Annotated in this window: 33 protein-coding genes; 19 read left to right on the top strand and 14 right to left on the bottom strand. The window is 55.1% G+C overall.

Going from position 1 to position 21,086, the window contains the following annotated elements; genetic code table 11:
- Positions 1–80: 80 nt before the first annotated feature.
- From ACSQ87_RS12755 to ACSQ87_RS12715, 9 genes are all read right to left on the bottom strand, one after another.
- Entirely contained in the window at positions 81–440 is a 360-nt protein-coding gene (locus tag ACSQ87_RS12755) for a hypothetical protein (protein ID WP_223429990.1), read from the bottom strand.
- Positions 441–605: 165 nt separating this feature from the next.
- Positions 606–1,151 carry a hypothetical protein gene (locus tag ACSQ87_RS12750; protein ID WP_223429991.1) on the bottom strand — a complete coding sequence of 182 codons (546 nt, stop codon included), beginning with the start codon at positions 1,149–1,151 and terminating at the stop codon, positions 606–608.
- Positions 1,148–1,768: a recombination protein NinG gene (locus ACSQ87_RS12745; protein ID WP_436273632.1), complete on the bottom strand. Its 621-nt coding sequence runs from the start codon at positions 1,766–1,768 to the stop codon at positions 1,148–1,150. The genes ACSQ87_RS12750 and ACSQ87_RS12745 overlap by 4 nt, the downstream gene beginning before the upstream one ends.
- A complete protein-coding gene (locus ACSQ87_RS12740; RefSeq protein ID WP_129444647.1) occupies positions 1,765–2,352 on the bottom strand; it encodes a DUF1367 family protein in 588 nt (195 codons plus the stop codon). The genes ACSQ87_RS12745 and ACSQ87_RS12740 overlap by 4 nt, the downstream gene beginning before the upstream one ends.
- A complete protein-coding gene (locus ACSQ87_RS12735) occupies positions 2,345–3,133 on the bottom strand; it encodes a hypothetical protein (protein WP_223429995.1) in 789 nt (262 codons plus the stop codon). Before ACSQ87_RS12735 ends, ACSQ87_RS12740 begins: the two co-directional genes overlap by 8 nt.
- The gene (locus ACSQ87_RS12730) at positions 3,120–4,091 is read right to left on the bottom strand and encodes a phage replication protein (RefSeq protein ID WP_223429997.1); all 972 of its coding nucleotides are present in this window, start codon (positions 4,089–4,091) and stop codon (positions 3,120–3,122) included. Before ACSQ87_RS12730 ends, ACSQ87_RS12735 begins: the two co-directional genes overlap by 14 nt.
- A 1-nt stretch (position 4,092) precedes the next feature.
- The gene (locus ACSQ87_RS12725) at positions 4,093–4,899 is read right to left on the bottom strand and encodes a Rha family transcriptional regulator (RefSeq protein WP_223429998.1); all 807 of its coding nucleotides are present in this window, start codon (positions 4,897–4,899) and stop codon (positions 4,093–4,095) included.
- Positions 4,900–5,070: 171 nt separating this feature from the next.
- Entirely contained in the window at positions 5,071–5,493 is a 423-nt protein-coding gene (locus ACSQ87_RS12720) for a phage regulatory CII family protein (protein ID WP_223429999.1), read from the bottom strand.
- Positions 5,494–5,577: 84 nt separating this feature from the next.
- Positions 5,578–5,781, bottom strand: coding sequence for a Cro/CI family transcriptional regulator (locus ACSQ87_RS12715; protein ID WP_223430000.1), 204 nt, complete (start codon positions 5,779–5,781; stop codon positions 5,578–5,580).
- A gap of 115 nt (positions 5,782–5,896) precedes the next feature.
- Here ACSQ87_RS12715 and ACSQ87_RS12710 point away from each other — a divergent pair, with 115 nt between their 5' ends.
- From ACSQ87_RS12710 to ACSQ87_RS12675, 8 genes are all read left to right on the top strand, one after another.
- Positions 5,897–6,688, top strand: a complete 792-nt coding sequence (locus tag ACSQ87_RS12710) for a LexA family transcriptional regulator (RefSeq protein ID WP_223430001.1) — start codon at positions 5,897–5,899, stop codon at positions 6,686–6,688.
- Positions 6,689–6,760: 72 nt separating this feature from the next.
- Positions 6,761–7,102, top strand: a complete 342-nt coding sequence (locus tag ACSQ87_RS12705; RefSeq protein ID WP_223430002.1) for a hypothetical protein — start codon at positions 6,761–6,763, stop codon at positions 7,100–7,102.
- A gap of 146 nt (positions 7,103–7,248) precedes the next feature.
- Positions 7,249–7,452, top strand: a complete 204-nt coding sequence (locus ACSQ87_RS12700) for a hypothetical protein (RefSeq protein ID WP_223430003.1) — start codon at positions 7,249–7,251, stop codon at positions 7,450–7,452.
- A gap of 34 nt (positions 7,453–7,486) precedes the next feature.
- Positions 7,487–7,675 (top strand): hypothetical protein, encoded by a 189-nt coding sequence (locus ACSQ87_RS12695; RefSeq protein WP_223430004.1) that lies wholly within the window; start codon positions 7,487–7,489, stop codon positions 7,673–7,675.
- A gap of 268 nt (positions 7,676–7,943) precedes the next feature.
- Positions 7,944–8,495, top strand: coding sequence for a hypothetical protein (locus ACSQ87_RS12690; RefSeq protein ID WP_436273631.1), 552 nt, complete (start codon positions 7,944–7,946; stop codon positions 8,493–8,495).
- A gap of 89 nt (positions 8,496–8,584) precedes the next feature.
- Positions 8,585–9,349, top strand: coding sequence for a hypothetical protein (locus ACSQ87_RS12685; protein WP_223430006.1), 765 nt, complete (start codon positions 8,585–8,587; stop codon positions 9,347–9,349).
- A 276-nt stretch (positions 9,350–9,625) separates the two neighbouring features.
- Positions 9,626–10,039: a CBS domain-containing protein gene (locus ACSQ87_RS12680; protein ID WP_436273630.1), complete on the top strand. Its 414-nt coding sequence runs from the start codon at positions 9,626–9,628 to the stop codon at positions 10,037–10,039.
- 555 nt (positions 10,040–10,594) lie between these two features.
- On the top strand, positions 10,595–10,795 hold the full coding sequence (locus ACSQ87_RS12675) for a hypothetical protein (protein ID WP_436273629.1): 201 nt from the start codon (positions 10,595–10,597) through the stop codon (positions 10,793–10,795).
- Here ACSQ87_RS12675 and ACSQ87_RS12670 read toward each other — a convergent pair.
- Entirely contained in the window at positions 10,770–11,297 is a 528-nt protein-coding gene (locus ACSQ87_RS12670; RefSeq protein ID WP_436273628.1) for a hypothetical protein, read from the bottom strand. The genes ACSQ87_RS12675 and ACSQ87_RS12670 overlap by 26 nt on opposite strands.
- Before the next feature lie 606 nt (positions 11,298–11,903).
- The gene (locus ACSQ87_RS12665) at positions 11,904–12,200 is read right to left on the bottom strand and encodes a cupin domain-containing protein (RefSeq protein WP_436273627.1); all 297 of its coding nucleotides are present in this window, start codon (positions 12,198–12,200) and stop codon (positions 11,904–11,906) included.
- 139 nt (positions 12,201–12,339) lie between these two features.
- On the opposite strand from ACSQ87_RS12665, the gene ACSQ87_RS12660 reads away from it, so the two are divergent.
- The 10 genes from ACSQ87_RS12660 to ACSQ87_RS12615 all read left to right on the top strand — a co-directional run bounded on the left by ACSQ87_RS12660 (position 12,340) and on the right by ACSQ87_RS12615 (position 17,393).
- A complete protein-coding gene (locus ACSQ87_RS12660) occupies positions 12,340–12,591 on the top strand; it encodes a hypothetical protein (protein WP_436273626.1) in 252 nt (83 codons plus the stop codon).
- Between the two features lie 21 nt (positions 12,592–12,612).
- Complete coding sequence (locus ACSQ87_RS12655) at positions 12,613–12,861, top strand: hypothetical protein (RefSeq protein ID WP_436273625.1); 249 nt, start codon at positions 12,613–12,615, stop codon at positions 12,859–12,861.
- A complete protein-coding gene (locus ACSQ87_RS12650) occupies positions 12,858–13,091 on the top strand; it encodes a hypothetical protein (protein ID WP_436273624.1) in 234 nt (77 codons plus the stop codon). The genes ACSQ87_RS12655 and ACSQ87_RS12650 overlap by 4 nt, the downstream gene beginning before the upstream one ends.
- Entirely contained in the window at positions 13,088–13,282 is a 195-nt protein-coding gene (locus tag ACSQ87_RS12645) for a hypothetical protein (protein ID WP_008075831.1), read from the top strand. The genes ACSQ87_RS12650 and ACSQ87_RS12645 overlap by 4 nt, the downstream gene beginning before the upstream one ends.
- Before the next feature lie 155 nt (positions 13,283–13,437).
- Complete coding sequence (locus ACSQ87_RS12640) at positions 13,438–14,598, top strand: hypothetical protein (RefSeq protein WP_436273623.1); 1,161 nt, start codon at positions 13,438–13,440, stop codon at positions 14,596–14,598.
- A 53-nt stretch (positions 14,599–14,651) separates the two neighbouring features.
- Entirely contained in the window at positions 14,652–15,641 is a 990-nt protein-coding gene (locus ACSQ87_RS12635) for a RecT family recombinase (RefSeq protein WP_436273622.1), read from the top strand.
- The gene (locus tag ACSQ87_RS12630; RefSeq protein WP_436273621.1) at positions 15,641–16,303 is read left to right on the top strand and encodes a lambda exonuclease family protein; all 663 of its coding nucleotides are present in this window, start codon (positions 15,641–15,643) and stop codon (positions 16,301–16,303) included. The genes ACSQ87_RS12635 and ACSQ87_RS12630 overlap by 1 nt, the downstream gene beginning before the upstream one ends.
- Before the next feature lie 2 nt (positions 16,304–16,305).
- Complete coding sequence (locus ACSQ87_RS12625) at positions 16,306–16,548, top strand: hypothetical protein (protein ID WP_436273620.1); 243 nt, start codon at positions 16,306–16,308, stop codon at positions 16,546–16,548.
- Positions 16,545–17,006, top strand: coding sequence for a hypothetical protein (locus ACSQ87_RS12620; protein ID WP_134420190.1), 462 nt, complete (start codon positions 16,545–16,547; stop codon positions 17,004–17,006). Before ACSQ87_RS12625 ends, ACSQ87_RS12620 begins: the two co-directional genes overlap by 4 nt.
- A 75-nt stretch (positions 17,007–17,081) precedes the next feature.
- Positions 17,082–17,393 (top strand): hypothetical protein, encoded by a 312-nt coding sequence (locus ACSQ87_RS12615; RefSeq protein ID WP_436273619.1) that lies wholly within the window; start codon positions 17,082–17,084, stop codon positions 17,391–17,393.
- Between the two features lie 7 nt (positions 17,394–17,400).
- Here ACSQ87_RS12615 and ACSQ87_RS12610 read toward each other — a convergent pair whose 3' ends face one another.
- Together ACSQ87_RS12610 and ACSQ87_RS12605 are read right to left on the bottom strand one after the other, a co-directional pair.
- Entirely contained in the window at positions 17,401–18,108 is a 708-nt protein-coding gene (locus tag ACSQ87_RS12610) for a hypothetical protein (RefSeq protein WP_436273618.1), read from the bottom strand.
- 398 nt (positions 18,109–18,506) lie between these two features.
- Positions 18,507–19,349: a hypothetical protein gene (locus ACSQ87_RS12605; protein ID WP_436273617.1), complete on the bottom strand. Its 843-nt coding sequence runs from the start codon at positions 19,347–19,349 to the stop codon at positions 18,507–18,509.
- 99 nt (positions 19,350–19,448) lie between these two features.
- On the opposite strand from ACSQ87_RS12605, the gene ACSQ87_RS12600 reads away from it, so the two are divergent.
- A complete protein-coding gene (locus tag ACSQ87_RS12600) occupies positions 19,449–20,372 on the top strand; it encodes a DNA cytosine methyltransferase (protein ID WP_436273616.1) in 924 nt (307 codons plus the stop codon).
- Between the two features lie 2 nt (positions 20,373–20,374).
- Here the strand turns inward: ACSQ87_RS12600 and ACSQ87_RS12595 are convergent, their stop codons facing one another.
- Positions 20,375–21,052 carry a hypothetical protein gene (locus tag ACSQ87_RS12595; protein WP_436273615.1) on the bottom strand — a complete coding sequence of 226 codons (678 nt, stop codon included), beginning with the start codon at positions 21,050–21,052 and terminating at the stop codon, positions 20,375–20,377.
- Between the last annotated feature and the right edge of the window lie 34 nt (positions 21,053–21,086).

The following is a 21,086-nucleotide window of genomic DNA, read 5'->3' as shown; positions in this document are numbered from 1 at the left end:
AGGGCTGCCCTGGCTGCAGTGGTTTTCTTTAGGCCATAAAAAACCCCGCACTTGGCGAGGTCTCGACATTTCGTTACGTCTTACGCGCGATTTACGCAACCAGGACGTGCGGTATCAATAACTAGGTCGCCTTCGACACGGTAGCCGATCGCACCAAACAGAAATGAACGATTTAGCGATGTCATCACGACGTCCGTGAGGCCGACCGCACATTTGTCCTGCTGGATAGCTTCATCCATTGCCGTTTTGAGATTCGGAAGACCTATCGGGAAAAGGATAACTGGCACATAGTCTTCACCAGTGACGCGCGAACCTTTGATGAACTTCGATGAGTTCAAGTTGAAATTTTTGGTGCTCGCGACGGTCATATCCGCAACACGAATCGTGCAACCTGAAGCGATGACAGTGCTCAGGAGAATAGCAATGGCGGCTTTTTTCATGGTTCCCTCCGTAAATGATGGTAGCAATATATAGCAATGAGCCATCGCCGGACATGAAACGCAGCCACAAAAAAGCCCAACTCAAATGGCTGGGCTCTTTGCATCACTCCTAAACGCGTAGGAATGACAGGATGGGTACATATTGGCTCATTGGCTCAATCACCGTCAAGCCGCATTTGCCACTAATAGGCCTTCATCGTCGAGAATGTGTTGAGCCTCAATCAAAGCCTCGTCCACTTCCCTCTCCAGGCCCTTGCGAATGTCCCGACGCCACCGCTCTTGCGTCTTGATCGGATGAGGCTCGTCAGCCCAGTTGTCCATCTCGTACCACCCGGCAGGCAGCACATTGGTCGAGCGTTTGCCATCTACGCCCGGCAGCTTCGGCAGTGCCCAAGTGACGACCGCGCAATGCAGGAATCGCTCGGGCGCCGGTGAGCGCATCACCTTGGTCAGTTCGGCAATGGCGGCATGTTTGCGGTCAGTGTGCGTCGAGAACTTCGCTACCAGCACGCGCCAGTGAGCTGCCGACAGGGATTTGTGCAGACGACCGAACACCCAGCAGTCAGTGAGGAATGCTGCCTCCTTGCCGACGATCTCGCCCTTTTGCTTGGCGCATTGCACCTTTGGCTCGAAGTCGCAGCCGCCGGCAGAGGTGATCGTTTCGGCGGCGAGCGCCCGAACGACTGCGGATACCACGTTGCGATAGGTCATGCTGCTGCCCCCTTAAATTCCCTGGTCTTCGCCCGATACTCGGCCTTGATGGTTTTCAGTTCTTCGATGGTGTAGCGCTTGGGCTCATGCGGCCCCTCCAGCCAATCCACCTTGTCGGCGCCGATGCGCTTCACCAGCTCGATGCGGTAGTTCACGATGTCGCCCGACTTGTGCGTATTGCAGGGCGAGCATTGCCGGTGGCAGTTCAGAGGCTCGAAGCGCAGCGCCGGATTGCTCCCCACCGTCCGGTAATGCCCGGCGTCGTACTTGCCCAGGTGGTGCCGACCGCAACTGATGCAAGGCAGCTCGGCGTCGCGCTCACGCACCCAGGCGTTGAAAGCGACCTGCGTATCCTTGAGGTGGTCGGCCCGGCTCTTCAGCTTCTCCTTGCGGACCTTGATCTCGCGGCGCTCGACATCAGCCAAAGCTTTGCGCGCTCGCACCTGATTCGCCGGTGCGTGGGCAATGGCGCAAGCGATCTCCCCGCACACGGCCTGGAAGTCGCGAGCCGGGGTGAACATGGCCTTGCACACTTTGCAGCGCTTCTTGCGGCGTTCGCGAGCCTGGATGACTCCAGACTTCAACGGCGTGGTGCGCTTCAATTCTGTCCGCTTCATGCGTAACTCCCCAACTGATCAGCCGCAGAAAGCGCGTCAGCTTCATTCTCAAAGTGTGCAGACAGCACCAACCGCCAGCAGGCGTTGAACACGTCGCGGTAAAGCGGCTCGAAAGCGGTATCGTCCATGTTTGCCCAACTGATCGACTTGGCCTCTTTGCGGATCCCCTCGGGTGTGTGCACCAGGTGGAAATGGCCGGCCTCGATCGTCACCCACTCACGGAAAGCTTCGCGGCTCTTGTCTACTGCCGGGAAACGCTCAGCGCGAGCCGACTCAAGGCCGGTGATGTAAGCGGCGACCGCGTGCGACAGTTGCCCCGGTTTCCCGCTCTGCGCTTCGAAGAACTTGGCCAGCCCCTGAATGCCACGCATCTCTTGGCGCGGGATCAACCCACCGACCGGCTCCCAGTACTCCCACGCTAGGTCGAGCATCGAGAAGAACTTGCCGTGGAACTTACCGTTGCGCATGCGGGTGAACTTGCCGTGAATGATCTGGCCTGCCTTCCACTTCTGGACGGTTTCACGATCAGCTTCGGTGGCCGGCACCAACCCCTGGGCGGTGCGGATCAATGCGAGCTCAGCCATTGGACGCCCTCCCCGACACCAGTTCATCGACCTGCTTCAGCAGCAGGGCCCGGCGATTTGCCAACTCATTGGCAGCCTCCATCCGCATTTCGTCCTTCCTTGCGGCGGTAGCCGCTCGCATCTCCATCATCGAATCCTTCACACCCATGATTTTTTCGCGAACTGCTGGCGTCGGTCGGGTCACTTCACCGGTGATCAAACCAGCCAGGGCGCGACCATCTTCAGTGACCGGCACCACACTCAAGTCGGCCAGATAAAGCTGCCCGCGCTCCTGGGGAATGCGCTGCATCTGCACGGCCTTGGTGATCGCCGCGGTGCGCCGGTTCGCGTCAAACCCTACGGACACATGCCAGTTCACCGGTTTCACGTCGTCTCGGGCCTGGACGACAAATCGCTCGTAAGCGCTGATGAACGCCATGCGGGCGCCGATCTTGTCGCCGGCATCGAGGACGGGCTTCGCCGCCGCCAAGGCGAGCTGGATTTCATCGGTCAGCACCACGGTTTCGAACTCGTCGTTCGTGGTCATGGCGATAGCCCATGCTTCGTCCTTGCCCGGGCGGCCATCTTCGGCCTGAATGCGTTGCAGGACTGCGGCCAGGGTCAGCTTTCCGGTCAGTTCCCGGCGGCAGGACTGCAGCGCCTTGCGGATATCGGCCGGGGCAAATACAGCCAAGTCTTCGGCCATCAGTTCGGCAGCAGTGGCGCTGATGGTCTGGCCCAGGGTTTCGGCGGTAGCGCAAATGGCGCCGGCCAGTTGTGCGCGATCATCAGAGGAAAGCATTGCGCGACCCTCCCTCACGGATGTTTCGGGCAGCTTCCTGCGCGGCGTTGATGTTGGCCTGGGTATCTTCCAGTTGGCGGGCAGTGCGGCCGTTGATTTGCGTCTGGGTGACCCACTGCGTGTGGTAGCTCTCGGCGTTAGCCAGCAGCTCGCTGACGCTGTGGCACTTGCGGATCAGTTGGGCATCGCTGATCCCGACGTAGTACGCGGCAACGCTGTGGGCGACGTCGATACCGAGGCGGCCGATCAGCAAACCAACCTGCCCTCCCACCTTGGCGTTCCAGACCGGCCATGCCTTGTACCGCTTGCGGTAGGACATGGCGTAGTTGGCCCAAGTCTTGAACGTCTTGCAGGTCTGGTCTTTAGGGCCCGGCATGTCGGCAGGGATTTCTACCCGTGGCGCCTCGGTGCGATCCACGACCAGCACCAGACCGCCGGAGCGGCTCGGCTTGTCCGAGCTGTCCTGCAAATCCTGATTACTGGTTACCTGATTGGTACCTTGATTATTGGTACCCTGATTTGTCGGAGATTTTTCCGACCCTTGCCCGGATTTTTTTCCGACCTTGCTCGGAGATTTATCCGAGGTAGATCGGATTTTTTTCCGACCCTCAATAGCATCAGAGGTCGGATATTTTTCCGACCCATCCAGTTTACGATTCCACTCTTTGGCCTTCTCGGTCAGGCGGATCAGCGTGATGCTGGAAGTGCTCGACAGCTCGATCAGACCGGCATCACGCAGGGCTTTCAGTAGGCGGTAAGCGGTGTCCGGTTTATCTGTGAGCAGCGGCAGTTCGTCAACGATCTTGCTCTTGCTCAGCGCGAAGTAAATTCCGGTATCCGTCTTGATTGGATTGGCCCAGCTCGGGCTCTCGTAGACGAAGGCGAACAGCAGGGCTTGCTGAGAATTCAGCCCCCACTCCAGCGCTTTCACCTGATTGATCGTGACGGTGTATTGCATGTCAGGCCTTCCCGACCAGTTTGGCCAGTTGGAGGAAACGATCGACGTACCAGTGTGGCTGCGTCTCGCGGGGGGATTGGGGGCTGGTGAGGTTTTTGCCGTAGGCCAGGCCTTTCTCAGTCACCGACCAGAAGCCGACGTATTCCTGCTTGGAGTTACGGCGCTGCATCTCCTTGAGGAATCCGTGAGCTTCCAGCAGCTTGTTAAAGGCTGGCGCCGACGTGCGCAGGTCGAAGTCTTTGATCAGTGCGGTGACGGCCTTGGTCGGCATGGAACTGCCGCCGGTAGCGTCCGGCGCAGCGTCGATGGCGTAGCCAGGGAGGAACTTGGCGTCGAGACCGTTGTTCGCGGCGATCTTGGCCAGCATCAGCATTTGACTGGATGGCGCCGGCTTCAGGAGACGTGTGAAGCACTCAAGAATCGCCAGCTCACCGACGACTTTGGTTCCGCTGAGCAGGACTTGCTCACGGGCGCCCTGCTGCTGTTCAAGCTCGCGCCAGCGGCGTATCACCTTCATCCGCATCGGTGCGCTGTAGCCAGTGAGCAGGCAGTCAGTGTGCTCGCGATCAAGCAAATACTCAGTCTGCTCGCGGTTCATGCTGTCCCGATAGATATGAGCAAAAGCGCTCACATCTTCTCCAAGCTCTGTTGCCATGGACTGGATGTCACGCTTCACATCTGGGTGACGCTTGCCCGTGACATTTGCAATTTCGCGGGAAGACATCGTGGTACGCGACACGTTTTCGGAATTAACAAAACGTGTCGCGACATTGGAAGAAGTATTGCTTGAATTGGGTTGGCTCTGCATAATCGGCCTCACAAAGTGTTAATGAATTAGCCGACCTCGACCGTCGGCTTTTTTGTGCCTGGGGTTTCCTTCAGCTACTCCTAAATAGTGGGCAGGCAGTGCTCCAAATCCGGAAAACCCGCTGAATATTTCTCGGCTCTTACGGACCAAAACATTCCGCATGCGAAAACATCAGGCTGCCTTCACTGATGCATCCATCACGTCCAGGCTCTGCCGAACATGGTTTATTTCTTGGCGGATCAGGGTTTTCTCGATGGTGTTGACGCGGTCATCGTCGAGTGCCTGGTGAACTGCGATAGTCAGATCCGCCACTTCCTTGCCGACGTTGATCAGCGACTTGGTCAGCGCTTGAGGCTTGGGTGCGGTCTTAGCGACCAGGCCGAAACCAAACTCATTGGCCAGGGTCAGCAGCGGGCGCATGTCGCCGGTGTGCAGCAAGATCCCGAACAGATGCTCCACGGTCAGGTGGTGAGCATCGTTATCCGGGTTTGCGCGCTGAAGAAGACCTACATGCGGAACGCCCATCTTTGCCGCCAGTGCTTTTGCCTCGTTGTCCAGAACAGCGCTCTGGCAGGCCCGCAGGAAATCTTCCATTCGTAAAACCTCAAATTTGTTTCCGTGGCGCCCTGCCAGCGGGTGGGCGAAAATTTATTCAGTGGATCGGCAGCGCTTATTTCTTCAGGCGGCAGATCGCTTCGGACGCGCAGGAATCGGACGAATCTCGTTCGCCTCAAGATGGCCGTCACTAAAAATGGTGATTTCGATGCTTCTACCGGACCGGACCATTTGCGAAATAGCGCTCTGGTTCACGCCGAGAGCAGCAGCAAGCGCGGCTTGGGTGCCGTACTCTTCTAGATATTTGCTCAAAGGAATCTTTTTCATGGAATTTCCACGGCCTGTTATACGCCATGGATAGTAGCAGCGCTGCTTTTTATCAGCAACAAATTACTAGCTGTGCTATTTGCAGAAATATCAGTTCTGCTAATATTCTTTCGACATGAAAACACGTCGCCCCCTAACCTCCGAAGAGGTGGCCGAGAGCACTAGGCTTAAGGCTATTTATGAACAGCGAAAGGCTGCTGCTAAAGCGGCCGGACGCAACCTCACGCAAGCCGATGTAGCCGAGGCATGCGGATGGTCTGGACAAAGTGCGTTCAGCCAGTACGCAACAGGAAAGGTACCGCTGAACGTAGAGGCCCTCCTAAAGCTGGCCAAAGCCTTGGACTTCGATGTAAAGGAGGTAAGTCCACGATTAATGTGGTCCTTAGGACACGAAATAATGCACTCAATGCTCCGGCCAAGCGACCAGATGTCGGATATTAAGCCTTGGGACGACGACACGCCCCTGGATGACGACGAGGTCTACGTCCCCTTCTTGCGCGAAGTCGAACTGTCGGCCGGATCAGGCCGTTTCGTGATTGAGGAAAGTGACAAATCCCGGCTTCGCTTCTTCAAAAAAGACCTGCGTCACAACAATGTGCAGTTCAGCAACGCGAAATGCGTGGTGGTGAGCGGCAACAGCATGCTGCCAGTGCTGCGCGACGGCGCCACGGTAGGCGTGAACGTCGGAAAGAACTCGCTTGGCGATATCGTCGACGGCGACATGTACGCGATCAACCACAACGGCCAGCTCCGCGTGAAGCAGGTCTACCGCCTGCCCACTGGCATTCGTCTGCGCAGCTTCAATCGTGATGAGCACCCGGACGAGGACTACACCTTCCGGGAGATCCAGGAGCAGCAGATCGCGATTCTTGGACACGTGTTCTGGTGGGCGATGTACTCCAGATAGACTCAGCTCGTCGACGAGAACTGTCGGTTTGTGGAGTTGAGGAATTTTGATCAGCATTGCAAGGAGAGCGATATGCCGGTAGTAGCCGTACTGAATGACGAGTCAAACCTTGGTGAAATTCTTGCAGCACTGAAAGCTTACGGCGTGGTGCTGGCTAACCACTACACTCGCCCCGGAGCATCGGACCTTACGCGCGAGCTCAGAATTGCATTGGGTCCGAGGGCTGACGAGAACCAGCTTTTTTGCCATGATCTGCCTCTGCCAATAGATGGCGAACCATGGTGGACCAGCGTATTAGTCCTGCCTCCTCGATATCACTTTCAATACCGTGAAACTATTGCCTTGGCTGCAAGAGCGCTGAGCGCTGCAAATGAATCGAAGGAAAAGAGCGTTTTTCTCTACCATGAACCGTAGACGCTAACGGGACCTGGAAAGCGTGAAGTCGGGAAGGATTGTGAGGGGTAAAATCGTGCAGTCCGCGATCTTTGGCCGCGTGATCTAGCGGGCGATGTACTCGCGCTAACAATTGACAGAGCGATGCCCTGCCGAAGGGTTACTGAATGCCGAAGAAAAAGCCGGAAAGTAAAACAGCGGCGTCCGCAGCTGAAATTGAGCGCTCTATCCAAGCCCTGAACAAAATGGCTGAACGCCTTTGGGGAGATGGTCGAGAGACCGAGGCGAAAGCCCTCCTTGATGCCTTGGACTCTCTAAACCGGGCGCTGGACCGAATCAGGATTGGCGAAAGTCGCAGGGTTCTTCATTGAAGACCGTCTTGGTTCTGGAACGAGGAATGACGGCATGGCGCACTCACTTCAATACCAGATAACCGAATCCGTTCGCGTCGTTGAGATCGAAGTGGGGAAACTGCTCGATTTGGCAGCAATGCTGAGAGACGCTGGAAATGATGTCCTGGCAATGGCTGTCTCGAACCAGGCAAATAAGCTGCTTGAGGCTGCGGTAGCGCTGAGAATCGCGATGGCGGGCTGACTGCTTATGCTGATGAGGTGATAGCGGGAAGGATTGTGCGGGGTAAGGCTGAGCCAGCCATTAAAGCTACTAGCGAGGGATAGCAGTGAAAGTCGAATGGGCTGAGATTGTAAAGGGTACTGAGAGACCTGTAGGTATAGGCGTCACAGGAGCGCACCGATGCACTCTTCGCGTCGACGGAAACTTAGTTGCTGCGATTCTGAAAAGAGGCCCCAGAGAGCAAATAATTGCCGAGGCTTTTTGTGGCATGCTCCTGAGGGCGTGGGGTTTGACTGTACCCTCTTCTTATCTCGTCGATCTTGAAGGCGAGTTAGCTTTCGCCAGTGCCGATACAGGTTATCCCAACCTATCTCAGCGTTTAGGCATCGACGCCCTTCACCCCGGCTCACCGGAATATGATGCAGCCTTGGGTATGGCGTGCAATTTGATTTGCAGTCTTCCGTCCGCACCTCTTGCAGCAACGGCAGATGAGGCTATCGATAACAGGGACCGCAATCTCGGAAACGTTCTCTGGGATGGTGTGACAGAAGCCTGGATTGATCATGCCCATGCGCTAGGGAATGCAGAAGGGTTTATGCAAGATGTGAACAAATTGTGCTTGATGGCCAATGCCTCAGGCGTGGGAGAGTCATTTAGCCAGTCAGCAATAGCATCGTGGATGATGCTGGACAGAAAGGCACCGCAATTGGTCGCATCTTGTTTAGTCACCGTCGCAGATCTTGAGAAGCCTATCACCGAACTATCCGCAAGGTTGGCGTCGATGGGGAATCGGTTGCTGAGTCGCTTTCCAGCTGCCGATGACCTACTATCACGCGCATGAAAACCTTATCGAAGTCATCGAGTTCGGTCGCACTTCATCCTTGGAGGCCTCTTTTTTGGGAGCCTGTTTCAGGGACTGGGGAGCGTCTAATGGCGGGCGTAGTTTTTTGCTATGACGGCCAATGGGAAGCCGTAAGAATTATCCGCGACGACGTGCTCGCAGCGCTTTATGGCCAAGATGCCGCAAACGGCGCCATAAACTTGATCGAGTTTGGACTGAAGCTCTTTGGCGAAGCAGCCAAATCAGCCGCGTCGCTTGAGAGGCTGGGTGTTTCAATATCAGGCCTATACGCTGGCGAGGAAAGAACTACAGAGGCCCAATCAAGAGCAGAGCTTCTGCGCACTGCGGCCCTACTGTACTCAAGCTTGGCGAACCTTGATAAATTCGACTCCGCTCAAGAACAGGACATCCCTCTTTCTGAAGAAGTGACAAAACGATTTAGTACGGAAATTCGGGATCTGGTAGTTAGAGATCACCCAAATCTTGAAGATTATTTCGGGCGCCATGCAGTTCTTTTTTCTGGCGGCGATAAGGTGCGATTCGGATTCGTTTCTCCGCGAGCCGCATTGCATTTCAATGTGGTGACCCCCATCAGACCGGGTCCGAGCTTAAGAGACGCAAGGGCACGGATATTTGAACTTCAGCGCTGCCGGGAAATTACGGGAATTGATAAAGCAGTTTTGATATCGGCAGTTCCTCGATCAGATGACCCGACATTAGGGGTTCGGCAGCGCCAAAACATTCAGCTCTTGAATGAGGAAATTGCCGGCGAGGCAAGATCTGTAAACGTCGGATATATCCCCGTAACATCGGCATCAGCTGGGGCAGAGCAAGTGGTTCTTTTAGGTGCGTAACTATTGAATCAAAAAGATGCCCGGCCTAGCGCCGGGCTTCTTTTTTGTGATCGGCTTTCACTCCAGTCCGCTAATGCGTCAACGCAGGGAGCGGACGATGAGCTCTTCTTCAGAGCAGCGATCAAAACAGTCCTCACCAGCCGCTATCGATAGGGCACCGCTTTGTCTTGCGTCGACCAGTGGGGGCGAAACGGTATGAACTCCTTTCGTCCTCTATCAGTCGAAATAAATGGCACCCCCTTGCCCACTGAATCATCACTTAAAAGGAGTCTTTTCATGAAGATTTCGGAAGTAATGACGAAGGACGTTAAAACAGCCAAACCCAGCCACACAATCCAAGAAGCAGCCAGCCTCATGGCCAAGATCGACAGCGGCGCCATTATGATCGAGGAGCAAGAACGCCTGATTGGTATGATCACGGACCGAGACATCGCCATCAGAGGCGTAGCCATAGGACTCGCGGGGGACACCCCGATCAGCAAAATAATGAGTGGTGGCGTCCGCTACTGCTTTGAGGATGAGGACGTTGAACATGTGGCAAAAAACATGGCCGACATTCAGCTCCGCCGCTTGCCTGTACTCAACCGTGACAAGCGCCTAGTTGGCGTGGTGTCGCTAGGGAACATTGCCAGCGCTAGATCGCAAACCGCTTCTGCTACGGTTCTACGTGGAGTGGCACAGGCCCATTAACAGTTTTTCTGACATGGCTAAAGCCTGGCCCAGCGCCGGGCTTTTTCGTATCTGCGACATGCTTTTCACGAAGCGCTCACAGAACGCAGCGCAGATTGGACAGACAAAAGGATTTGACCCCATACAAAGAGCCCGCCATGTGCGGGCTTTTTTGTGCCCGCATGAAAATATATTAGCAGTGCTATTTACTTGATTTAGTAGCAGTGCTACTTTTGCTCCATCGCAACCGGCACCCAATCAGGGGCCAGCTGCGAAGGGTCGAGAGATCTTCCGTTCTTTAGCTTCACCGCTTCACCTTGCCGGATCACCACCGGCCCAGATTCAAAGGCAGCGATGAACCGGCCTCAACGGTTCAGAGGGTTGGCAACTGACCCAGGCGTGCAGCGTAAAACGCCAAGAACAGTTATCCAGCGGGAGAACAAGCCGAAAGGCCCGCGGCTGGAAGAACAATTTGAGATAGGCCAGTGACCGACGCCAGCAGCGGGTCACGGCGGAAAGCATCACTGAAGCTCGTTCACCGAGCGGGCTTTGGGATGACAACCGAGGGAAACAGATATGAAATTTGAAAAAGAAATGGTGGTGATTGCCCCGTTGGACCTGCCGAACAGCAGGGACCAACAGCCGACTATGGCGGATCTTAAAAAAGTCTCACCAGGTGCACCGATAAGAAACTTCGATAGTGGTCCGGCCGTTCCAAGTCGAGATTGGCGCTACCATCAACATATTGATCCTAACCTAAAAGAACCGGATCGTTAACAAATCCTATCCGGCGCTCCAAGCGTATCGGGCTGTCGGTCAAGATTTCTGTTTCAACAACCCAAACTCCACCCGTCCCTATGCGCATCTGAGGTGTATTGGCCCAATAGCCCTTGGCCTGCCCCTCATGCAGCTCCATGAAAGATATCTGTTGTTGAAGGGTGTGATCTTGAAATATAGAAAAATCACCCCGATGAATCTTCGCGTCCTGATTGACGATCGATGCCTCATAGATAACGCCAGACGTATTGATGTAATGCCCAAGCCTCCGGGCATCCTCGTGACTTTCGAAAAGGAAGCACGCCTCAAATCGAGACACTTTTTCAGGGTGGTATTGGTTTCTGACGCTCTCGAAAATCAGCTCTCTGGCCAAGTTAAGAAAATGACCTTCCGGACCTCTCGGACCAACTGAGTAAGCCTTCAAGTTTCGACCGAAATTTCCTGGCAGTACAACAGTTCCTTCTCCAAGCATGGTGGGAGCAATATGAAAATACTTTGTCATAGGTTGTTCTCGCAGTCGTAGGGACCGCGAGACTACCACGGCCCGGCGTGGGTAAATATCCGGGCACCTATTTCTGCCAGAACGTCAGCGCCACGACAGCCTGTCGTTAACTGCCCGATCCTCTCTATGAGAGCGCATCGGGGTGTGATCTGAATCCTGCCGCCAAGCAGCACAGCTTCCATCCAGCGAGATCCGGAGGAATGAACTCGGGTCGATGCAGGGATTGGCACCTGCCAGATCACACCCCGATGCGGACGAAACTGCGGCCTATAACCGCCCACCTGCATCACAACCAACTACCGAGGAATGCTCGGAGTTGCCCACGTCACGGAGGATGCGCCATGAAGTAGCTGAACGATTCACCCCGCGTGGAGCAGCAAGCCTGAAGGCTGCGCCCAACACTCATTCAGGCAGCGGACAGCAGGTCGTTGATGTCACCGCGCATCGGCCGGAATTCCGGTAGGCCACCCCAGCGCGAAGACAACTTGATGCTGCAAGTCCAGGCCGTCGCCAGTAGCGAGCCTGGGCGAGTTACCGCAGGCGAGTCCGAGGGCATAGCTGGCCAGACTCGACACGTCCCGGGCAGTGCCGGGCGCCTGCGGCCCCTCAAATATCAATAATGACTAAGGTCCCATGACTTCCGGTTAACACCGCGTGCGGAACACCGGCTTCGGCCAAGTATATCTGCCCCTCCCCTACGGAGATGGCTTCACCTTCAACACCCAGCAGCAGTTGTCCTGAAATGACTAACAAGCCTTCGGTGTAGTCATGCACCTCTGCCGCAGAGGGCATTTCATCCATGCGTAGAACTTTGATATTGGAGTTGCCTACCCGCCCAAGCACGGTGGACTTCCAGGCTTGAGGCAAAGCCTTCGAAATCAAATCAAGATCCAGCAGTGACATAGAAATTTCCTTATTTATCCCTGCCCTCATTTATACCCTCCGACACCACCCGCATGCACTCCCCTCCGCGCCCAACGGCAACCAGCGGAACGGATGAGTGCAGCCGAGTTTTGTTGGATCAACCACAGAGGTATTTGCGATGCGCCCAGTTATGACTCGAATCGGCAATTCCCGCTCCGGCTTCAAGAGCGCTGGTAAAGCGCTGTTCCATCACTGGGGTGTAGACACGATTGAAGCTGAAACGGGCTTTGGAAACTTCACCGTGGCGGTCGTCGAGTTTCCGGACGGCCGTGTCGACATCTTTCCCCCGGCGAACATTCTGTTCCTCGATGTGCAGGATCAGGCCCAGGCGGTAATCGACACCTTCACCGGCGAAGCGAAAGACGCTTAACCCACCACCCTGGAGGCGACCATGGCAACCAGCTATGCAGATGGTGCGCAGGCTCGAGAGTGGGACAGGCGTTACGACGCTTGGGGCCGCGAGAAGAAATCGCAGCCTGACGAGTTCCACGACTACGAAGCTGCCGAGCAGATGCGTACCCAGGCGCTGGCTGATCGTGCCGCCCGTGCAATTGAAGAGCGCAAAAGCCTGAAGCAGCGCATTGCCGCAACCATGGCGCAAATGGAAATGGTGTGCCCGCCAAAAGGAGGCGCAGCGTGAACACTGAAGAACGCGATCACCAGACGGCTGTCACCTGGATCGAAGGCGAGATCAACAACATGATCCGCGATTTGGGCAAATCGAACGCCAGCTCGGCGGCGACATCAGTAATCACGTTGGCCTACCTGCTGCGCGTCATCGACGACGGTGAGCAGCGTCACTATAGGGCGCGCATCGACCAGATCTGCGCCACCTATAACGAATCGATCCGGCAAGGAGCTGCAGCATGACGACCCCTCCAGTTAAATCACTGATCGACGAGCAGCTCGACGAGATCGAATCGAAGCTGGTCCTGCTGGGTTTCGGCCTGCCGTTCAACGAGGTGATTGGCAAGTCTCGTGAAGCTCTGGTCGCCAGCCTGCCTCGCCGTCTGGCGGCAACCATGAAAGGCGGCCGGATCGCGGTGAGGGTTCGGCCATGACTTCCTATCAGCGCGCAAAACGCTTTTGGTTCTGGCGCGGTTCAGCCATCGCCCTGCTCTTCTTCACGGCCTGGATGCTGGCAAGCGCCTACCCCGGCCAGATCACTCAATAACCCACACCTTCAAAGCTGCGCACCGCGCCGCAAGGAACTGTCATGTCCGCAAATACTAAACAAGCACTCGCACAAGAACCGCTCGAAGCTAGCGAAAGCGACGATGTACAAAAATCTGTAGCCCCTGCGGTAGCCGTCACCGATATCGCCGAATATCGGCCGCACGAAGAACAGATCGTTCGTCTGGAGACCACTTACGCGAAGCTGGTCGTTGACTGCTCGACCAGCGAAGGTTTGGCGAATGCGAAGGAAGTTCGCGTTGATATCCGCGACGTGCGCTACGCCCTGGCGAACACCACCAAGACGGCACTCGTGCCCTATCAGCAGAAAGTCAAAGATGCCCAGGCTCGCGTCAACCAGGTTAAGGAGTTCGGCGAGACGCTGAAAGATCGTGTGCTGGCAATTGAAACGCCTGTCGACGAAGCAATTAAGGCCGAGGAAAAACGCGCAGCTGACGCCAAAGCCGAGCGCGAGCGTGTCGAGGCTGAACGTGTCGAAGCCATCCGGGCAAAGATTACCCGCTTCAGCTCTGTCGCTGCCGCATATGCAAGCCGTAGCGCTGCCGATGTGGCGGCCATTCTGCAAGACGTCAAAGAATCGGTGATCCTACCCGAAGAATATGCCGAGTTCGAAGCTGAAGGCACCATCGCCCGCGACAACGCTATTGATCAGCTTGAAACGCTGCACAAGTCTGCCGTTGAACGAGAAGAGGCTGCCGCCAAGCTGCTGGCCCAGCAGAAAGAACTTGATGAGCTGCGCGAGAAGCAACGCATTGCCGACGCTGAAGCTGAGGAGTTGCGCAAGCAGCGTGCCGAGGAGGACCGCAAGCGCTTGAAGCAACAGCAGGACGAACTGGACCAGCAGCGCCGCGACATGGAAGCACAGCAACGCCAACAGCGTGAGCAACAGGAAGAGCAACAGCGCCAGCAGCGCGAACGCGACGCACAGTATCAACGTGACCAGGAAGAGCTGGCCCGTCTGCGCGCCCAGGCTGCCGCACCCGCTCCAACCACTTCAGTAGCTGCGCCCGCGGTCACAGATAAGGTCGAAGTCGCACCTATTAGCGCACATGCGGTCGCCGACGAATCCGACGATGCGACTACGACCGCGCCATCGGTTGACGACATTGTCGAGGTTGTAGCCCTGGGCTTCGACGTGGACCTCGACACTGCTCGCGCTTGGCTTCGCGCCATCCGCTTCTAATCCCCCTTTCCATCGAATGGTCGACCCACTCCTTGTCGGCCACGGAGAGCGCAATGACCGATTCAGACACCCAAGCACCAACCGGCCTCGCCACCTACCACGATCCATCGCACAACGCGGCAGCACTCATTCTCGATCCAGGCACCATGAAGTCGATGAGCGACCTCGCGCTGATGATGTCGAAGGGCGTAACAACAGTCCCCAAGCATCTGAAGGGCAATCAAGCTGACTGCATGGCGGTAGTGCTGCAAGCAATGCAGTGGCAGATGAACCCATTCGCTGTTGCGCAGAAGACGTTCATCGTCAACGGTGGCGCATTGAGCTATGAAGCTCAGCTCGTTAACGCGGTGATCACCGCCAAGGCCCCAGTCAAGGGTCGACTGAACTTCGAATGGTTCGGATCCTGGGAAAACGTCATCGGGAAGATGCGCGAAGTCACCAGCAAGACCAAGAAGGACGAGGACACTGGCGAGTTCAAGAAGTATCGCGTTCCGGCCTGGAGCTTTGACGACGAGAGAGGCCTCGGGATCAAGGTCTGGGCAACCTTCAAAGGCGAAGACGAGCCACGCATCCTGGAACTTCTGCTCACCCAGGTCCGCACTCGGAACTCTACGCTTTGGGCGGAAGATCCAAAGCAGCAGATTGCCTATTTGGTGACTAAAAAATGGGCGCGACTCTTCTGCCCTGACGTCATCCTCGGCGTCTACACGCCCGATGAATTCGAAGACTCGTACGGCGGCGAAATCGATATCACCCCTGCGAAGCAGGCTTCAAACACCGCTGCCGCTGCTGGTGTGTCGTTCGGCCCGAAATCCCCGTCGCCGGAAATCGACGGAGTATTCGCAGACCTTTTGGTCGTCGCGAAGCGGCAGGACATCGAAGCCTATGCGAAAGCCTGGGCAGGTCTCAAGCCTAAGCAGCGCGCAGCGATCGGCCTGGAATGCCACGAAGCGCTCAAGAACATGGCGGCAACCGTTGATGGCGACTTTACCGATATGACTGGCAACAACGACGGCCTGCCTCAGGTCGAGGAAGCGGCGTAGTGAGAACGGAACTTCAGGGCACTGAAAAGTGGCATGCAGACCGATCTGGCCGAGTGACAGCCAGTCGGTTTAAAGATGTGATTGCCTGGGGGAAGCCTGACAAAAATGGGAAGCGCGAGCCTATGGGAGCGCGCACCTCATACATGCGCGAACTGTGCTTTGAGCGACTGGCAAAGAAGTCCAAGCACAACGTCAGCAGCGCTTCCATGAAGTGGGGTCACACCGAAGAACAAAAGGCTCAGGACGCCTACGAGATGTTGACCGGCAACATCGTCATACCGTCAGAGTTCATCGTCCACCCGAAGTACGACTGGCTCGGCTGCTCGCCAGACGGCCTGATCAACGATGACGGCGGCACCGAGTCGAAGTGCCCCTTCAATGAGGCGATACACGTCAGGACATGGCTCGAAGGTATGCCCGAGGAACACATGCCGCAGGTCCAGGGCTGCATGTTCGTTACGGGACGGAAATGGTGGGACTTTCTGTCCTTCGATTCTCGTCAAGATGAAGAGTGCCAGCTCTACATCGAGACGATTCACCGCGACGAAGACTACATCGCCAACCTGCACAAAGAGCTGGTCCAGTTCAATCTGGAACTGAATCGCATGGTTGATGAGGTCGCGGACAAGGCCAGGGCGCAAGCCCATCGTTTAGGAGCCTGATCATGATCAGCAACCACCTCAACTTGGTCGAGCAGCAGCGGCAGAACGCGGAATCAATTTCCAATCGGACCGCCGAATTTCTGGCTGCCGGCGGGCAAATCGCCCAACTGAAAAGCCCGCCGCGCAATCCGCTGCCGCCTGCCCGATCACAGAAAATCGACCCCGGCACGGTCCTCAAGAGAAAGCCTAAGGCGTTGACAGCCGCTGATCGAAAGGCTCTCCGGTTAATGGCGGACTCACTATGAGTAAAAGGAAACCTCACAACCTCAAGGCTCGCATCGACCGATCGTGTCGTTCTCTGCTGGCCACCAACCACGTTGCAGTGGTGAACATCGACCCCAGCGGTCACCAGGGCATGATCAATTACAAGTCGCTGAAGAACATTGCTCCCGGGAAGATTGGCCAGGCCGTGTGTGGCATCCCCCATCGATGGACGATCTACCTCAGCGCGCTCTGTATTGATGCCCGCGGCGACCGCTACAGCAAGTCGATTGAGGTGGCACCGGACGGCGTCTATCTCTCAGATCACTTGGAAGACGTGATCGAGCATTGCTACAAGAAGCTGCGCGATTCCGCCAATCAAAGTCAGATGGTGGCCTCTGGATGGATCGCAATTCCGGAGTCCTTGTCGCTCGACGAAGCTCATGCCGCGCGGATCTTTGAAGCGGTCGGGGCCTGGAATCAGGTCAAGGTAGCAGCGTGAGACGTTTCCGCACCCAACAACGAAAACGACAAACCTGGCTGGCGCTTCCGGCCAGTGGCATAGCCGAGGTAGACCATGGCAGCCGCGCAGAAAGACCGATCGGCAAAGACTGCGGCGAGGCGAAAGACTCGCGGCGAGGAAGAAATCAGGCTGCATTGCATGGCCGGCACACGACAAGCGCTGGCTGAGCTGATGGCCTGGAGCGGCATCGAGGAACAGGGCGAGGCGATCACACTGATGATTCACCATCTTCATGCGTTAGGGCCTCAAAAGTCCGCCCCGCTATTGGCCCCGCCGCGACACGAATACATCATCCCCGAAAACGTGTCGCGGAAGTTGGAGCTGGCGTATAGGCGCGAAGAGTTACGAATGATTGGCAGTGAGTGAAGCTTGTCTACGCCATCACTACCTTTGAGCTTTTGTTCCTGCGCTTCTCTATGACGACCCAATTCTCGTCAGTCAGGTGGACGTGAAAGGTGTCAATGCGAGGCACTCCGTTTACGTCTTCGTACATGATCACGAATTCACCTTCTTGAGGTTCCGAGAGAGGGGCGTGGGGTAGAACCAACTCCAACTCCACCTCAGCCCCTGCTCTCAGCGTTCCGTGCTTATTCTTTTGATTAAAGGGGAGGCGGCCGCTTATCTCGCTGGTTACTTTGTAAGCGACGTTCCGGTTATTTATTATTTTTATCCTATTTCGGAACCCTTCTGACCCGCCGCTTTTAGAAATAGCCCTGACTTCGAAATCGGCTATCAGTGCTCTCTCGGACTCCTGCATTTGCAGTTCAAGAGCTTGCCTTGCTGCGTCGATCTGGCGCACCGCCGCATCGGCCATTATCGACTGTTGCTCTACCGAATGTTTCAGCTCTTCCGCTTGAAGCTGTAAGGCATCGGTGCTCAATCTTAGCTCTCGGCCTTGCTGCAGAAAGCCGAGTACCAGCCAAAGGAAGGCGATCGGCCCGAATGCTCCTGCAAGGAAGTCGCCAAGTTCATTAAGTTCAAGAGCTAGAAACTTTTCAAACTTAAAGGCAACGGTTGCGGCAATGATTACCAGGTAAACGACTGTCCCTAGAATCCCCCAGAACTCTAATTTCTTCGCCACAGCTCACTCCCCTCCGGCCCCATGCCGGGCCGAACACAAATACCCCACTTCAACGCAGCAAGCCAGTTTTGCGACGCTTTGTCGCGCACGCCAAAATCACACACATCACTGCCGCATCCGGTCACGGAGGGCGGCGCCTGACTGGAGAACTCAAACGCCGACGACAAACATGGCTGGATCTACCGGTCCACGGAATTGAAGAGGCAGGCCATGGCTGAGGAACATCAGGAGCCGACGGAGGAAGCCATCAAGCAGAAGAAAAAGCGCGTCGATGCACAGAAGGCAGCGATCTGAGGCGGAGGCTGAGGCCACAGATAATGGAGAGAGTATAAAAATAAATTTAGTTGACCTTAAGCGCGAGACTATTAATAAGGCATCGCGCCAGACCACTTGCTATCTTAATGACCGCTTGACATTAGATAATCATCGACTGAAGTTATAAAATCCGCTCTAGAATTGTAAGGCCGCAAACTAATACTATTCTCAACAAATTTATAAAAAGGTTCATTACCTATCAAATCAACATTATTACCCGCCCATCCAAAGTTATGCTTATACATTTGAACCGCAGAATTTATATCATCAAACTTTTCATCACCTAATGTTATTTTTCTAGAATTGCTGGAATACGCAGCTCGCTTGAGTCTCGACACATCGCGTGATATATCCTGTAACATATCCAGCATTACCTGATCTGGAGTGCCTTCCGTTTGGTTCAAAGCGGCAACTTTGAAACTTCCAAAATTCTTTAGAAACGTAGAATGACTCGGGTCATTTACAGAAGCATGATAAGTAGCATAGAGTTTTTCCGCTAACGACTTCTTAAAACTAACAATACGAGAAAATCGTAGATCTCGTGGATACACAAGATGTTCTATTACACCAGTATCAAATGAGAAGTCTGTTTTATCATCTTTTATCAAGATTGTTGGCTTATCAAACGCCAACCGCATACCCAGTTCAAACATTACATTGGGATTTTTGCAGCTAACATCACATACAACTATATCCGAGGAGTAAATATTCTGAACAATCCTCTTCTGTATAACACCGACATCATCTTGCTCGCTCACCAACTTAGGAATAAAGGTTAACCCTTCAATCCCACCAACAGCGTCACAGATAATATTTTTCACTTCAACCCAATGCTCAGCACTGCATCCATCAATCATTGAGATAGGCATCACTAAACCACACGTCAGAGCTGCAGGCTCTGAAATTTCTTCGTTTTTCTTCGCCATGTAACTGCCGTCCTAGCCAACCAATAAAATGGCATAACGCCACCCCTGACCAAAAAATACCCCACATCAACGAATCACGCCAGCCGGCGAGGATCCCCTATGTTCACAGCAATTGATTTGTTCTCCGGTTTTGGCGGCTGGACCCGCGGCGGTGTCGATGCCGGTATGAAGGTCCTTTGGGCTGCGAACCACTGGGCCGACGCGGTCGAGTGGCACACCCGCAACAACCCGGACACGATCCACGCCTGCCAGGATCTGCACCAAGCGAATTGGGCGGATGTTCCCAAGCATGACGTAATGCTGGCCTCTCCCTGCTGCCAAGGCCACACGAGGGCGCGGGGAAAGGAGTCCGGCAACCCTCAGCATGACAACTCCCGCTCGACCGCCTGGGCACCGGTGGCGAATGCCGAGGTCAATCGTCCTGACTTTGCTGTGATTGAGAATGTGCCTGAGTTCATGAACTGGATTCTTTACCCGGCCTGGGCAGACGCCATGCGTTGTTTGGGTTACCAGTTGGCACCACACATCGTTGACTGCGCCGACCTCGGCGTGCCGCAGCACCGCGTGCGCCTGTTCATGGTCTGCTCCCGCAGCAAAGCGCCACTTCATTTGCAGCTGCCCCGCTACCAACACGTACCGGCCAGCCAGATAATCGACTTCGATGCCGGCAATTGGTCGCCGATCATCAAACCAGGCCGCGCAGAATCAACTCTGACCAGAGTGAAGAATGGTCGCGAGCGCTTTGGGGAGCGGTTCGTAATGCCCTATTACGGTTCGGGTTCGGGCCTTACAGGCCGCAGCCTAGATCGTCCAATCGGCACCATCACCACCCTAGACCGCTGGGCCGTAGTCGACGGCGACCGGATGCGCATGATCACCGCCAACGAGGCGATGACCGCACAGTCCTTCCCAGCCGACACCCTTCGCCCGGACAACCACCGGCTGACCATGCACATGACCGGCAACGCAGTGCCACCACTGGCAGGGCAACGTATCATTGAAGCGTTGTTACAAGCCGCGTGAGATCACCTCATTTTTGCGTCAAGCTTATCGTTAATCGGTGAAAATAATCTTTCCACATATTGTTCGGCATCCGCCCGTGTAAACAGTTTTGTTTCTGCAGCCCTCTCTCGAAACTTGATCAACGAGAAACGTGCGGCGATAGCAGTCACCGGATTAGTACTAGGATTAATAATCATCAGGTAGGTTTTCACGCAATTTGAACATGAATATTCAAATGCGATAGCCTTAGATAAATCATCATCAATTCCGTTGCGCCATATTGCCCGACACTCGACCAAAAGGTCTTGCATTTCCGAGCGAAGTTTTTGCGCTACATCGAGACGAGCCTCAACAGTGAACGTCACGATTTTTTTCATTCGGTCATCCATTGACTCGCCGCTTTTTTCTTGGAGCAAGCAGTTATCCGATGCCTCCCAAACATCAACAACGCTTTCTTTGTATTTCAACGCGACTACTGCTGCTTTCCGCGCATGCTCATAATCTCTTGACGAACCTAACTGTTTCTTCCAAGTGGCCGCAATGTAAACCGCGACAGATGTTGCAACGGCACCAACTATATCGAACAAGTCGTGCAAGTTAGATATTTTAAGAAAATCAATATTAATAGTTAGCCCGCCCCAAACAACGCCCGAAAAGAACAGCGCCACACAGCCGACCCAAACAACTCGATCCTTAAACATCCGACATCAACTCCTTAAGATTTATGGCGAACTA

The sequence above is a fragment of the Pseudomonas sp. LjRoot277 genome, assembly GCF_964253845.1.
In the GTDB taxonomy this organism is placed as follows: domain Bacteria; phylum Pseudomonadota; class Gammaproteobacteria; order Pseudomonadales; family Pseudomonadaceae; genus Aquipseudomonas.
This window is presented reverse-complemented; position numbering and strand designations above follow the sequence as displayed.

Excerpts from the sequence above, each read along its gene's own strand:
- ACSQ87_RS12755 (WP_223429990.1), bottom strand. The coding sequence starts at position 440 with ATGAAAAAAGCCGCCATTGCTATTCTCCTGAGCACTGTCATCGCTTCA.
- ACSQ87_RS12750 (WP_223429991.1), bottom strand. The coding sequence starts at position 1,151 with ATGACCTATCGCAACGTGGTATCCGCAGTCGTTCGGGCGCTCGCCGCC.
- ACSQ87_RS12745 (WP_436273632.1), bottom strand. The coding sequence starts at position 1,768 with ATGAAGCGGACAGAATTGAAGCGCACCACGCCGTTGAAGTCTGGAGTC.
- ACSQ87_RS12740 (WP_129444647.1), bottom strand. The coding sequence starts at position 2,352 with ATGGCTGAGCTCGCATTGATCCGCACCGCCCAGGGGTTGGTGCCGGCC.
- ACSQ87_RS12735 (WP_223429995.1), bottom strand. The coding sequence starts at position 3,133 with ATGCTTTCCTCTGATGATCGCGCACAACTGGCCGGCGCCATTTGCGCT.
- ACSQ87_RS12730 (WP_223429997.1), bottom strand. The coding sequence starts at position 4,091 with ATGCAATACACCGTCACGATCAATCAGGTGAAAGCGCTGGAGTGGGGG.
- ACSQ87_RS12725 (WP_223429998.1), bottom strand. The coding sequence starts at position 4,899 with ATGCAGAGCCAACCCAATTCAAGCAATACTTCTTCCAATGTCGCGACA.
- ACSQ87_RS12720 (WP_223429999.1), bottom strand. The coding sequence starts at position 5,493 with ATGGAAGATTTCCTGCGGGCCTGCCAGAGCGCTGTTCTGGACAACGAG.
- ACSQ87_RS12715 (WP_223430000.1), bottom strand. The coding sequence starts at position 5,781 with ATGAAAAAGATTCCTTTGAGCAAATATCTAGAAGAGTACGGCACCCAA.
- ACSQ87_RS12710 (WP_223430001.1), top strand. The coding sequence starts at position 5,897 with ATGAAAACACGTCGCCCCCTAACCTCCGAAGAGGTGGCCGAGAGCACT.
- ACSQ87_RS12705 (WP_223430002.1), top strand. The coding sequence starts at position 6,761 with ATGCCGGTAGTAGCCGTACTGAATGACGAGTCAAACCTTGGTGAAATT.
- ACSQ87_RS12700 (WP_223430003.1), top strand. The coding sequence starts at position 7,249 with ATGCCGAAGAAAAAGCCGGAAAGTAAAACAGCGGCGTCCGCAGCTGAA.
- ACSQ87_RS12695 (WP_223430004.1), top strand. The coding sequence starts at position 7,487 with ATGGCGCACTCACTTCAATACCAGATAACCGAATCCGTTCGCGTCGTT.
- ACSQ87_RS12685 (WP_223430006.1), top strand. The coding sequence starts at position 8,585 with ATGGCGGGCGTAGTTTTTTGCTATGACGGCCAATGGGAAGCCGTAAGA.
- ACSQ87_RS12680 (WP_436273630.1), top strand. The coding sequence starts at position 9,626 with ATGAAGATTTCGGAAGTAATGACGAAGGACGTTAAAACAGCCAAACCC.
- ACSQ87_RS12675 (WP_436273629.1), top strand. The coding sequence starts at position 10,595 with ATGAAATTTGAAAAAGAAATGGTGGTGATTGCCCCGTTGGACCTGCCG.
- ACSQ87_RS12670 (WP_436273628.1), bottom strand. The coding sequence starts at position 11,297 with ATGACAAAGTATTTTCATATTGCTCCCACCATGCTTGGAGAAGGAACT.
- ACSQ87_RS12665 (WP_436273627.1), bottom strand. The coding sequence starts at position 12,200 with ATGTCACTGCTGGATCTTGATTTGATTTCGAAGGCTTTGCCTCAAGCC.
- ACSQ87_RS12660 (WP_436273626.1), top strand. The coding sequence starts at position 12,340 with ATGCGCCCAGTTATGACTCGAATCGGCAATTCCCGCTCCGGCTTCAAG.
- ACSQ87_RS12655 (WP_436273625.1), top strand. The coding sequence starts at position 12,613 with ATGGCAACCAGCTATGCAGATGGTGCGCAGGCTCGAGAGTGGGACAGG.
- ACSQ87_RS12645 (WP_008075831.1), top strand. The coding sequence starts at position 13,088 with ATGACGACCCCTCCAGTTAAATCACTGATCGACGAGCAGCTCGACGAG.
- ACSQ87_RS12640 (WP_436273623.1), top strand. The coding sequence starts at position 13,438 with ATGTCCGCAAATACTAAACAAGCACTCGCACAAGAACCGCTCGAAGCT.
- ACSQ87_RS12635 (WP_436273622.1), top strand. The coding sequence starts at position 14,652 with ATGACCGATTCAGACACCCAAGCACCAACCGGCCTCGCCACCTACCAC.
- ACSQ87_RS12625 (WP_436273620.1), top strand. The coding sequence starts at position 16,306 with ATGATCAGCAACCACCTCAACTTGGTCGAGCAGCAGCGGCAGAACGCG.
- ACSQ87_RS12620 (WP_134420190.1), top strand. The coding sequence starts at position 16,545 with ATGAGTAAAAGGAAACCTCACAACCTCAAGGCTCGCATCGACCGATCG.
- ACSQ87_RS12615 (WP_436273619.1), top strand. The coding sequence starts at position 17,082 with ATGGCAGCCGCGCAGAAAGACCGATCGGCAAAGACTGCGGCGAGGCGA.
- ACSQ87_RS12605 (WP_436273617.1), bottom strand. The coding sequence starts at position 19,349 with ATGGCGAAGAAAAACGAAGAAATTTCAGAGCCTGCAGCTCTGACGTGT.
- ACSQ87_RS12600 (WP_436273616.1), top strand. The coding sequence starts at position 19,449 with ATGTTCACAGCAATTGATTTGTTCTCCGGTTTTGGCGGCTGGACCCGC.
- ACSQ87_RS12595 (WP_436273615.1), bottom strand. The coding sequence starts at position 21,052 with ATGTTTAAGGATCGAGTTGTTTGGGTCGGCTGTGTGGCGCTGTTCTTT.